This window comes from Methanofollis sp. (assembly GCF_028702905.1).
Classification (GTDB): domain Archaea; phylum Halobacteriota; class Methanomicrobia; order Methanomicrobiales; family Methanofollaceae; genus Methanofollis.
On the sequence record NZ_JAQVNX010000073.1, the window covers coordinates 1 to 11231 of the forward strand.

Here is an 11231-nt window from a genome sequence, read left to right on the forward strand (position 1 = left end):
TTTTGTCCTCTCCATCTCCATCATGGGGTGCTCGTTGAGAGTCAAAACCTCATGAAAACCCGGAGAACGGATCTTCTGGATCATTTTCATGGTAAATCCTTTTCAGGGGTGCCTGGCCCGGGGGACTACGCCCCCAGTCCAGAATGTGGGGAAGGCGGTTGATAGGCATCTCTTGCCGGGGGACTACGCCCCCGGCCCCCGGTGCAGGATAGGGATAGGATGGCAATCCCCCTCATCAGGATCTTCCTCCTGTCTTCCAGGGGCCAATCGCAATGGGGGGATGACCAAAGAGAGTCGAGAAGACGAAGTCTTCGCGGGACGAGCGCAGCGAATTTGAAAAAACCGTAGGATCCCCACGGGCACGGCCTCCATGACTCAGGGGGCAATGCTCACGTCGACGATGGGATCACGACAGGCAGGACCGGGAGGGGCGAGGTCGTGGACGACCTGCGGCCCCCGATTTTATCCGAGATCGGTCACCGGCGTGATCCTCGGGGGCACTGTTTGCGTGACTTTCACCGCCGGGCCCCGCGGCGGGGCGACGGTGAGAGTGAAGGTCTCGCGGGGTGCAAGGGCGCGGGACGGCCAGACCCTGAGGACGAACTCCTCGCCCGGTTCAAGGAGATCGTCATCGTCGGCGGCGCCGATGGGAAGGGCGTTCAGCCTGTCGGTGATCGTCCAGTTCGGGGGGACCGGGCCAATGCCACAGGTCTCCGAGCCTCCTTGCGTGGTGAAGAGGACACCTGCCCGGCCTATGTCCACGGCCCCGACAGAGCCCGGGAAGAGCCTGAGGGAGATGGAGACCGAACCGATCCTGCCGGGATCGGCCGGGTCGCCGAACCCTTCGAGAGGGGTATCGACGAGGAGGGCTGCCGAAGAACCTGCAAGGGCGTCGGGGACGATGCCAATAGGGTTTTCCGTACCCGGGCCTGTATAGAGATTGAAGGCGATGCCGGCCCCGCCAAGAATGACCAGAAGAAGGATACCCTGTTCCAGCCTGGTGAGGGCAAGGCTGTGATCCATACGCAGCTTTCGGTGCCGATCCATAAAGAATCTCTGCAGACCGGATCTATGCGCCAGAAGGCATTTCCCCCGGAGGAGGAAGCACACACTCTGCCCCACTCAGAGCAGGTGGGGAGAACACCGGACCATATATATAGAAGTTCTAATCCATATTAATGAGATATCGGAGGATTCTATCATGCTTGCCGGACAGCCAGTTGTCATATTACGAGATAACATCGAGCGTACCAAGGGGCACGAGGCGCAGCAGTCCAACATTCTTGCGGCAAAGGCGATCGCCGCCGCGGTACGGACGACGCTCGGCCCCCGGGGTATGGACAAAATGCTCGTCTCCGGAAGCGGGGATGTTACAATCACGAACGACGGAGCGACGATCCTGCGTGAGCTCTCGGTCCAGCACCCCGGCGCCAAGATGATGGTCGAGGTCGCCGAGACGCAGGACGACGAGGTCGGCGACGGCACCACCACCGCCTGCATCCTCGGCGGCGCCTTTATGGAGCAGGCCGGCACGATGCTCACGAAGGAGATCCACCCGACGATCATCGCCCTCGGCTACAGGAAGGGTATGGAGAAGGCGCTGGAGATCCTCAACGACCTGATCATCACGGTCACGCCCGAGGACCGCGAGATCCTCCTGCAGATCGCATCCACCTCGATGACCGGGAAGTCGATCGAGTCGGTGAAGGAGAAGGTCGCCGGGATCATCGTCGACGCCGTCCAGGCCGTTGCCGAGGAGAAGAACGGGAAGACCGTCATCGATGAGGACGATGTAGCCGTCACCAAGGAGGTCGGCGACTCGATGGACGACGCCGAACTCGTCAAGGGTGTCGTGATCAACAAGACGAGGGTCGCCGACGGTATGCCCCGCAGAGTCGAGAACGCGAAGGTCGCTCTCCTTGCCCAGCCCCTGGAGATCACGAAGACCCAGGTGAAGTCGAAGATCAAGATCTCCGGCAGCGACCAGCTCACCGCCTTTGGCGAACAGGAGCGCGAGAGCCTGAAGAAGCTCGCCGACGCGATCCGCGACGCCGGTGTCAACGTCATCTTCTGCCAGAAGGGGATCGCCGACGCCGTCCAGTATTACCTGGCGAAGTACGGCATCTTCGCTGTCGAGGACGTTGCGGAGAAGGACATGAAGTTCGCGGCAAAGGCCCTCAACGCCGTGATCGTGAACAAGGTCCAGGAGATCTCGCCAGAGGTCATCGGCACGGCCGGCTATGTCGAGCAGTTCGAGGACGCCGACCTGGTGAAGATCGCCGAGTGCCCGAACCCGAAGGCAGTCACCATCCTGCTGCGGGGCTCGACCCAGCACCTCATCGACGAACTCGAACGTGCGGTCGAGGACGCCCGCCGCGTTGTCCAGGACGCCCTTGAAGACGGGACCTTCGTCGTCGGCGGCGGCTCTGTCGAGGTCGAGATGATGCTGCGGATCCGCGACTACGCAGCAAGCGTCGGCGGCAGGACCCAGATCGCCCTCGAAGCCTATGCAGCGGCCTTCGAGGACATCCCGAAGACTCTCGCCGAGAACTCGGGCTTCGACCCGATCGACAAGGTCGTCGAACTCAAGCAGGCCCACACCGCCGGCAAAAAGTACGCTGGCCTCAATGTCTACACCGGCGAGGTCGTGGACATGAAGGCCGAGAAGGTCTTTGAGCCGGCACGGGTGAAGAAGCAGGCGATCATGTCCGCAACCGAGATGGCGGCAATGCTTGTCCGGGTCGACGACATGTTCGTCACCGTCAAGAAGGGCCCCTCAGGCCCTGTCGCCTGAAGCGGTGAAAAGCCGGGATATCCCGGCACCCTGTTTTTATCAACCGTCCTGCCTGACCTGAGGGTCGGGATATATCCGCCCTTCCAGAAGAAGAGCAGCACCCACGATGACGCCGGCAGTCCCGGAAGGACGGGGTCACTGAGAGGGGGCGGCGCACCCATGCCATCGCAAAGGTTATGAACGCAGCCGACAGATAATAATAGCCGGACAGGCCGGGGTAGTCTAGTCCGGGAAGGCGGTAGCCTCGAAAGCTACTGGTGTTTGACACCTCGGGAGTTCAAATCTCCCCCCCGGCGTTTCCCTCCATTTTGCACGGTACAATAAGGGAGAGCGGGAGTTATCTGGAAAAGTTCCTTTTCTGCAGCAGCACTGGTGGAAGCATCCCTCATTCTCCTGACACATCGTCGGAGGGGATCTGATGTCATACAGGTGAGAGGGGAGGGACACCGATACGTCGTCCCCGACCCGCACACATATGTGCCCGGCCACCGACGTACCTGCCTCAATCCCTCCCGGGACCGGAGACACACCATGACCGACACTATCAATATCACTTTTACCGAATCATCTGCCGGCGCCCTTAATGCCGCGGGCAGGCCAGCACTCGCCCTCCCTGACGACCTTTCCCTCGGGCCGATCGACCCGTACGACCTGGAGGCGAGGGAGGCCTTCTTCCGGGCCCTGTACGCCGGGACCGAGTACGAGTCCTGGTACGCCGACGACCTGAACGCTATCAAGGCGTTCTGGGAAGAGACACGGCCCGGCAACGCCCGGCGTGTCGTCTGGCTCACCCGGCGGTCTGCCCGGGAGTACGCCGGTTTCCTGGAGTTCCTCAGCAGGGAGCCCGACCCCTGCGGGATCGAAGTTGTCGACCTCACCGACGGGATCGATGTCCTGTACGAGGACGAACCTGACCCGGGCCCTGACAGGATCGTCCCGATCAGCCTCGGCGAACTCGAGCCGGATTGGCTCGCCGCTCAGCAGGACGAAGGACGGGCACTCACCCCGGACGAGGCAGAATATTATCTGCGCACCTGGAAACAGTTAAAACAGGACGAGGACAGCCAGGACGTCCGCACCCTCTGGCGGGGGCAGCTTTGCCATACAGTCTCGGCCACCATCCCGCAGGCCGTCCTCGACGCCGTCCCGGACGAATGGACGAGTGCGGCCCGGGTGATCGGCGACGCCCTCGGAGCCCTCTCCATGGAGTACGATCAATGCGGCGACGCCTATCTCTATTCCCGCCTCCTCGGCCTCATCGAGATGGGATGGGTCGAGGCCGATGGCGACACCCGGGCGATGCGCCTCCTGCAGGTGCGCAGGGCGCCGGCAGAGTGAGGGCCGTCACAGCCGCGGGGGACGAAACTGAAAAAAGTTCAGAGGGGGAGATAGCCGGCCAGCCCTGCCATCAGGAGGAGGAACACAGTCGCCACCGCGAAGACGAAGATGAGGGCGATCGTGAGGAGGACAAAACCGAGGAGGTGGAGAAAACCCGTCTCCCTGTACGGCACCGCGCCGTCGTTCACCTTCTGGGCTGTCACGTAGGCGTCGTAGATGCCATAGGCCCAGATGATGATCCCGGGGATGAGGAGGGCAAAAAGTCCGACCATCACCCCGGTGAAAAAGAGGAGGCCCTTCCCGTACTGGCCGTTGTAGGCCTGGCCCATCCCCCCCCAGACAAAGGAGGCGGAGGCGGCGATTGCCGGATCCTTTCGGAGATGGGAGGGGGTCGCATCGCACTCGTGGGAGAGATCCGATTCCATGAGAAATCTTGCCCCTCAGAGGATAAACATCCGCCGTTCCCATCCGGCAGGGGGCATCAGCAGACCTGGTCCAGCAGATCGATCGCGTCGTCTACGCTCTTGCCAAACTCCTCGATATAGACCTTCATGCTGACAAGATCTCCTCTGGAGGCAGTGGACATAGATTCGATATCGATCGTCGCCATCTTCGCCTCCATCGCCGGCAATTTCTCTTTCATCCTGACGAGATCCTCCCTTGCCAGTTTCAACTGGGTAATCCCAGATTTTTCGTCATGAGCAAGCGTCGCTTTCTGGCAGTGGTCCAGATAGTCACAGCCTTCATTCCGCATCATCCCACAGAAGTCCGCGTCCACCTCGCACAGTGTCTTGAGGGTATCAAACTGCTCTTTCCCGTCAGGAGGGAGTCGGTCACAGGGGATCGTCTCAAGGATACTGAGGGCCCCGCTGAGGTCGGTCTCTGCAGCAGCCATCTCTGCCCTTATGACTCCGACAGAATAATATTCAGTTCCTCCGCCAGTGTCCAGAACTTCAAAATGGGCAGCTGCAGAATCGAGCAGGGCGCACACCTTCTCGGTCTGGTCGGCCAACGTGATCATTTCGCCGAGCATCGTGGTGAAATCCCCGATACCGGCCTTCATCCCGGCTACATCCTCTTGCCAGCCAGGAGGAAGGGACTCGATATCAATCCTGACCATCTTCGTCTCCAGAGCCCGAGATTTCTCTTTCATCCTGATAAGGTTGTCCCGTATCTGATCAAATGACTCAAAACCCGAGACATTACCCTTTCCGAACATAAGATCCTGACCGTATTTCAGCAAGTCACAGCCTTCGTCACGCATCATCCCGGCAAACTCGGCGTCCACCTGACACAGCGTCTTGAGGGCATCGAGATGCTTTTTTTCGTCAGGAGAAAGGCGGTCATAGGAGACGGTGTCGAGGATCACGAGGGCCTCGTCGAGGTCCGTCTTCGCTGCAGCCATCTCCGCTCTGACATTCCCGAGGGAGACTGTGTCAAAATTTTCGGTGGTGTTCAGGATCTCCCAGTGCGTGGCTGCCGACTCGACCAGCGCACCTGCTTCCGCAATCTTTTTTTCTTCTTCACTGACGCATCCTGCGGCACAAACAAAGAGAAGGAGGAGGAGGCATCCAATACCAGAGAGGGAGAGAGTGGATCGCATATCATCACACGTACAAACATTAAACACGTAATATATGTCACTTTTCATTTAATCCGGGAACGATTCGACAGATCAAAAATGCCTTTAAAGAGATTTCTTCTGCCGAAGCCCCCTTCGGAACACGTTCCCCCTGACACCGGAGAGATCCCCACACCGGGCGAACCTATTTCTCCTCCATCCTCCACCCCTCGCCATGGCCGGGCCAGACCAGATGACCGCCCCGCGGCAGACCGCCATGAGGCTCATCCTTCTCCTCGGCATCGTCAGCCTCCTCGGCGACATCGTCTCGAACGGGGCGAGGAGCGTCACCGGCCCGTACCTCCTCACTCTCGGGGCCTCTGCCGCCATCGTCGGCCTCGTCGCAGGCCTCGGGGAGTTCACCGGGTACGGCCTGCGGGTGCTCACCGGCCTCTACTCAGACCAGACCCAGCATTACTGGCGGATCGTCTACCTCGGCTACGGCCTCCTCCTTGCCATCCCCTTCCTCGCCCTGACCGGCACCTGGGAGGTCGCTGCCGTCCTTCTCATCACAGAAAGGATCGGCAAGGCGATCAGGGCGCCGGCACGCGACACCATCATCTCCCTCGCGGCCTCGCCGGTCGGCCGGGGCTGGGGGGTCGGCATCCACAAGGCCCTCGACCAGGTCGGCGCGATCATCGGCCCCCTCCTCCTCGCCGCGGCGATCCTGACCGCAGGGGGTTATCAGACCGGCTTCGCCCTCCTCACCCTCCCGATCGTCCTCCTCTTCGTCTTCCTTGCCATCGGGAAGAGGGCCGTCCCTGAACCAGGCATCTTCGAGAAGTCGGACGAAGACGCAGGCGTCCCGGAGACACGGCGCTTCGTCCCGTACGCCACCTTCCTCTTCCTTGCAATGGCCGGGTTCGCGAGCTTCCCCCTCATCTCCTACCACATGAAGGTCCAGGGCCTCATCGCAGATCCCGGCATCCCCCTCATCTATGCCGGGGCGATGGCCGTCTCCACCCTGGTCGCCCTCGGCGGGGGATGGGCCTACGACCGGATCGGGACGAGAGCCCTTCTCCTCATCCCCCTGATCAACATCGCCATCCCGGCCCTCGCCTTCAGCACCGCCCCATCTCTCATCGTCCTCGGCACCCTCATCTGGGGGGCTGGCATCGGCCTCCACGAGACAGTGATGCGGGCGTCCCTCGCGGACCGGACAGCCACCGAGATCAGGGGCCGGGCCTTCGGCTACATCTATGCGGTCTATGGCACAGGTTGGTTCCTGGGGAGCACGGTGATGGGCGTCCTGTACGAGGTCTCGGTCGCCCACATCGTGGGCTTTGTCGCGATCGCCGAGGTCCTCGCTATCGCTGCCTATGTCTGGATGCGGCGACAGGCCAGAACAAAACAGGCAACAATCCGGTAATACGGGCAGGAAGAGACAAATGCCATCCTCAGGGGATGGACAGGGGAAGGTTCCGCACCCCGGTGACCTGGAGGCGGGTCGAGTAGGTTCCGGCAGAATGGCCGGCACCGGAAACCTGCCCCGCCGTGAGGTCGCGAAGGAGGATGTCCCGGATCACCATGTGGGCATAGACCTGAATATAACTCCGCTGCTCATGGGTCCACCACCCGTTCACCGGCGCGACATGGCCGCAATACGGGCACGAGCACTGGGCCTCGGGTTCGTCCTCGAATATGTAGATCCTGTTCGAACAGAGGAGATTGAAGGAGTTCAGCCGTGCCCGCGAGATCCACTCGACCTCACGCTCGCTCAGCTGCATCTTGAAGTTCCTCCGGCAGGCAGGGCAGGTCCGTTCAATATAGCCCTCGTCATCAAAGGGGAACGGAATGCGGATATGAATATCATTCACGGGTGCTCACCACCGGGGGTCTCCTCCGGGAGGGCCCGGACATGAGTATTCCCCACCCATCGAATGCTACCTCCACACATATACCCTTCGATATGGTGTTGTGCCCAGGCACACGACATCTTTCCCCTGACAAATACGGGAAACCTGCAGTATCGGGAAGGTAGATATGGCGGCATGCCCGACTGGTGGTGAAATGTTCCTCCTCTGCCACCTTGCCGCCGGTATCGTCCTCGGCCTCCTCCTTGCCGGGGCGGTCGGGGAGAGGCGGGCCGTCGTTGCGGCGTGCGCTCTCGGGGCCCTCCTCCCCGATCTTATCGACAAGCCCCTCGGCTATATCGTCCTCGCAGATTCGATCGGCTACGGCAGGATCTACACGCATACCCTCATCTTCCTCGTCCTCGCCATTGGAGTCGGCCTCCTCGTCTTCTGGCGGTTCAGATCCCCTATCGTCCTTGCCGGTGCGGTCGGGGTCGCGTCCCACCAGGCCCTCGACACGATGTGGGCCTATCCGGCAAACTGGCTCTATCCATTTCTCGGCCCCTTCACGGGAGGAGCGGAGAGCCGCGACCTCTGGTCTCTCCTCATGTCCGAACTCTCCGAACCGTCAGAGTGGATCCTCTTTGCGGCTCTCTTCATCGTCGCTGCCCTCTTCCTGAAAAAAGAGTTCAGGACGGCACTCCTCGACAGGGTCGGGCCGCTCCTTGAAACGATCCGACTGCCCCTTGGCGGGGCGCTCATGCTCCTTGCCGGCATCATGATCCTTTCAGGGGTGTTCTCCCTGCACTGGATCCCGACCGGCCTCGAAAAGCCTCTGGACCTCGTCCTCTGCGGCCTTGTCATTGGAGGCGCCGGCCTTGCGATTTTATGGCTCCATCGCCAGGTCCACGTGGCCTGACCGGAGAAAAAAGGGAAGAGGAATTACCTCGGCGGCCGGATAATGCTGTAACTCACGCCCGAAAACCCGACCACGGAGAGACCATTCGGAGACGTGCCCCGAAGACGTACTGGCCTCTGGCATTGGATTATGGGGGCGCGGGCTTGGTGCTGACCGCAACCTCCTTCTGGTCGATGGCAACGATGTCGTGGTCCGCGTTCAGCCCTGCCGCATAGACATAATAGGTGCCAGTCCCCAGAGTGTTGAGGGTGGCCGCCGGGATCGTCGCTGCTGAGCTGTTTGCATGGCCAGAACATCCGTATCCAGGCGTTATGGCGACATCAGACCAGTTAATATTCGGCAACGGGGTCACATCGCCGACCGCAGTGACCGTGTACACCACAGGCTGATCCTTACCGATCTCATGGGTGACGCCCCAGATGAGAAGGTCACAGATGGATGTAGTCGGTCCCATCGTATCCCAGTGGTCCTTCACGTCTGCGGCAAGGGTGTCGACGTCGGCGCTCGCCGCTATGTCATAGGTCGTGCCATTCCTGACGATCAGGTAGGCGGTGTCGGTGATGCCAGTCTGATTGTCGAAGGAGAGCGTGACGTCAGATGCCTCCCCGGGGTAAAAGCCGACCGGAACCGTCTTTTCATTCCAGGTGAGCGACCGGTTCTCTTCCATGATCACAACAGGCAGAGAGGCAAGCACATGGATCTTCTCTCCTGCAGGGTCGTATCGGATCGCCGATAGGGCATACTTGCCCGGCGTCGGAACGCACTCGGGTGCATTGGTGGTCATGGATGCGGTGTTGTTCGCATTGGCCGAGAACGGGGAGAGAGATACCTGGTTGTCCACAAGAGTCTTTCCGATACTGTTTATCGACCCGGAGAAAGTGCCAACCTGGGTCATCTGCCCGGTCGAGGAGTTATAGTGGACAACGGCCTCGGGAGCATAGAGATAGAAGAACTCGGAGGCATTGAAGAGAGCCGAGATGCCGTCCGGAACATTGGATTGAGTAAAGTTACCGTATTTGGCAATAATCGGATTTCCCAACTCTCCGGCGACCTCGATCTGAGGTGTGGGAACATGAAGCAGGGTATAGACATATGAAGGAGCCATGCCATCCAGGGAGAGAGGTTGTTCAAGGGCGGCCCTGTCAACCTGAACCGTGATCCCGCGGACAGTGGCCTGATCGCTCGTGAATGACCGATTAAGGTATCTGATAGACGGTGTTTCGATCTTCTTCAAGTCCCCCGGGATTGTCTCCAGCATCCAGGCCTTCGACACCGCAGGATCGGAGACGTCGACAAACTCCAGATAACGGACACTCATGTCCTTATACTGGTAGGTTTTGTCGAGGGTCACGTTCATGACAGCGGGTGCCGCGGATGCCGGTATGATGAGACACAGGATCCCGAGGAGTATCATCGGGATCAGTATCATCCGCAACTGTACAGGATTGGTCATAACCCACACATAGATATTATATAATATATAATTTTTCATGAATACTTATTTGAATGGAGAAAATCATAGGAGCATGAGATCATCATGGGCAATACTGGGAAAAAATGGATAGAAATCATCATTTTCTGTATGGTCGTATCAGGGGCACATGCGGCCACAATTGCGACATCGCCAGACAGGATCGACAACGGCGGAACCATACACATTGATATATCCGACCTTGAAGATGGAACACAGTTTTCTCTCAGAATTGACGCAGATTTCACAGTTTCTCCCGGCTCAGCATTTTCCTATAGCACAGACGGGCTCGTCCTTCCCTTCACTCTCAAAGACGCCGAAACGACAGTACACACCCAGAATGCACAGGTCATCGAGGTGAACGTAATAAAGGGCGGGACTACGAAGGGGATGAAGGGAATCGCCAGTGCAGGCGGGTCGATCACCACCACCCTCCTCGACACCATCACCGCAGGTACCTATGACCAGATCAGTCTCGCAGGCACGGCGATGGAAGGCAAGAACACCATCGCCACCGGGTTGAGCTTCACCGGCGAGAAGCAGGGGCCGAAGGATTCTGAGATCTCCTTCACCGTGAACGGTATCTCAGATGGCACCGTCACGATCACCGCCCTTGTCGATGGGGAGGAGGAACTCAGAAAGGTCGTCACCATCGGCGAAGGTGCCTCGCCAGCAGACACCATCACCCAACCAGATGGATCAGGCGGGGGTTCGCAAGGAGCCGGGGCATCACCCGCACCTTCAGCCGCCGTTGCATCGGTGGACGGCACGGTCAGGTTGACAGGCGCGGGCACCGACAGGATCTCCGTCCTCAATGTGAAGGCAGAGAAGATGCCCGCCGGATGGAGGGCCCTCACCGGCGCCTATACACTCTCTCCTGCAGGGACCGCCTTCTCTCCGAAGGCTACCCTCAGTTTCAGGATCCCGGCAACGGCAGATCCCAGGACCGGGACGCTCTTCCTGGCCAGTTATGAAGACGGGGCATGGCACCAGCTGCCCTCCCGGATCGACGGCGACTGGATCGGCGCGGATATCCCGACGGCAGGCACCTATGCCCTCATGACCTTCGCCCCGACGACCACTGCCACGACACCGGCCATGACAGTGACCGATACCCCGGCCCCGGCAAACGCAACGACTCTGCCACCCACCTCCGTGCTGCCGACCACCCAGAAGTCGGGTACGGGATCCCTTCCTGCACTTGGAGCCATTATCGGCCTTCTGTATCTTGCAGGGAGGCATAAGAGAGAATAAATATCGCTGCGGAAAAGAGTGGGTAACATGGATCATGAAGA

At 59.9% G+C, this 11231-nt stretch carries 10 protein-coding genes and 1 tRNA gene; 6 read left to right on the plus strand and 5 right to left on the minus strand.

From position 1 onward, the window contains the following. Nucleotides 1-462: 462 nt before the first annotated feature. Nucleotides 463-1023, minus strand: coding sequence for a hypothetical protein (locus tag PHP59_RS08980; RefSeq protein WP_300166182.1), 561 nt, complete (start codon nucleotides 1021-1023; stop codon nucleotides 463-465). Nucleotides 1024-1201: 178 nt separating this feature from the next. On the opposite strand from PHP59_RS08980, the gene thsA reads away from it, so the two are divergent. From thsA to PHP59_RS08995, 3 genes are all read left to right on the plus strand, one after another. Beyond that, nucleotides 1202-2794 carry a thermosome subunit alpha gene (gene thsA / locus PHP59_RS08985; RefSeq protein WP_300166184.1) on the plus strand — a complete coding sequence of 531 codons (1593 nt, stop codon included), beginning with the start codon at nucleotides 1202-1204 and terminating at the stop codon, nucleotides 2792-2794. 211 nt (nucleotides 2795-3005) lie between these two features. After that, nucleotides 3006-3090 (plus strand) — tRNA-Ser (locus tag PHP59_RS08990). Nucleotides 3091-3325: 235 nt separating this feature from the next. Continuing rightward, nucleotides 3326-4132 (plus strand): DUF3658 domain-containing protein, encoded by an 807-nt coding sequence (locus PHP59_RS08995; RefSeq protein WP_300166186.1) that lies wholly within the window; start codon nucleotides 3326-3328, stop codon nucleotides 4130-4132. Nucleotides 4133-4170: 38 nt separating this feature from the next. Here PHP59_RS08995 and PHP59_RS09000 read toward each other — a convergent pair whose 3' ends face one another. Both PHP59_RS09000 and PHP59_RS09005 read right to left on the minus strand, forming a co-directional pair. Beyond that, nucleotides 4171-4557, minus strand: a complete 387-nt coding sequence (locus tag PHP59_RS09000; protein ID WP_300166188.1) for a hypothetical protein — start codon at nucleotides 4555-4557, stop codon at nucleotides 4171-4173. A 56-nt stretch (nucleotides 4558-4613) separates the two neighbouring features. Further along, nucleotides 4614-5783 (minus strand): hypothetical protein, encoded by a 1170-nt coding sequence (locus PHP59_RS09005; RefSeq protein WP_300166190.1) that lies wholly within the window; start codon nucleotides 5781-5783, stop codon nucleotides 4614-4616. A 145-nt stretch (nucleotides 5784-5928) separates the two neighbouring features. Here PHP59_RS09005 and PHP59_RS09010 point away from each other — a divergent pair, with 145 nt between their 5' ends. Then, nucleotides 5929-7122 (plus strand): MFS transporter, encoded by a 1194-nt coding sequence (locus tag PHP59_RS09010; protein ID WP_300166192.1) that lies wholly within the window; start codon nucleotides 5929-5931, stop codon nucleotides 7120-7122. A gap of 28 nt (nucleotides 7123-7150) precedes the next feature. Here PHP59_RS09010 and PHP59_RS09015 read toward each other — a convergent pair whose 3' ends face one another. Then, nucleotides 7151-7570 carry a hypothetical protein gene (locus PHP59_RS09015; RefSeq protein ID WP_300166194.1) on the minus strand — a complete coding sequence of 140 codons (420 nt, stop codon included), beginning with the start codon at nucleotides 7568-7570 and terminating at the stop codon, nucleotides 7151-7153. A gap of 193 nt (nucleotides 7571-7763) precedes the next feature. Here PHP59_RS09015 and PHP59_RS09020 point away from each other — a divergent pair, with 193 nt between their 5' ends. Further along, nucleotides 7764-8465: a metal-dependent hydrolase gene (locus tag PHP59_RS09020; RefSeq protein WP_300166196.1), complete on the plus strand. Its 702-nt coding sequence runs from the start codon at nucleotides 7764-7766 to the stop codon at nucleotides 8463-8465. 127 nt (nucleotides 8466-8592) lie between these two features. On the opposite strand, the gene PHP59_RS09025 is transcribed toward PHP59_RS09020, so the two are convergent. Next, nucleotides 8593-9918 (minus strand): hypothetical protein, encoded by a 1326-nt coding sequence (locus tag PHP59_RS09025; RefSeq protein WP_300166198.1) that lies wholly within the window; start codon nucleotides 9916-9918, stop codon nucleotides 8593-8595. 375 nt (nucleotides 9919-10293) lie between these two features. Here PHP59_RS09025 and PHP59_RS09030 point away from each other — a divergent pair, with 375 nt between their 5' ends. Beyond that, entirely contained in the window at nucleotides 10294-11190 is an 897-nt protein-coding gene (locus PHP59_RS09030) for a hypothetical protein (RefSeq protein ID WP_300166200.1), read from the plus strand. Nucleotides 11191-11231: the final 41 nt, after the last annotated feature.

Bases quoted from the DNA above. Each gene is read 5' to 3' on its own strand.
- PHP59_RS09025 (WP_300166198.1), bottom strand. From the start codon at position 9,918: ATGACCAATCCTGTACAGTTGCGGATGATACTGATCCCGATGATACTC.
- PHP59_RS09005 (WP_300166190.1), bottom strand. From the start codon at position 5,783: ATGAAAAGTGACATATATTACGTGTTTAATGTTTGTACGTGTGATGAT.
- PHP59_RS08995 (WP_300166186.1), top strand. From the start codon at position 3,326: ATGACCGACACTATCAATATCACTTTTACCGAATCATCTGCCGGCGCC.
- PHP59_RS08980 (WP_300166182.1), bottom strand. From the start codon at position 1,023: ATGGATCACAGCCTTGCCCTCACCAGGCTGGAACAGGGTATCCTTCTT.
- PHP59_RS09020 (WP_300166196.1), top strand. From the start codon at position 7,764: ATGTTCCTCCTCTGCCACCTTGCCGCCGGTATCGTCCTCGGCCTCCTC.
- PHP59_RS09000 (WP_300166188.1), bottom strand. From the start codon at position 4,557: ATGGAATCGGATCTCTCCCACGAGTGCGATGCGACCCCCTCCCATCTC.
- thsA (WP_300166184.1), top strand. From the start codon at position 1,202: ATGCTTGCCGGACAGCCAGTTGTCATATTACGAGATAACATCGAGCGT.
- PHP59_RS09010 (WP_300166192.1), top strand. From the start codon at position 5,929: ATGGCCGGGCCAGACCAGATGACCGCCCCGCGGCAGACCGCCATGAGG.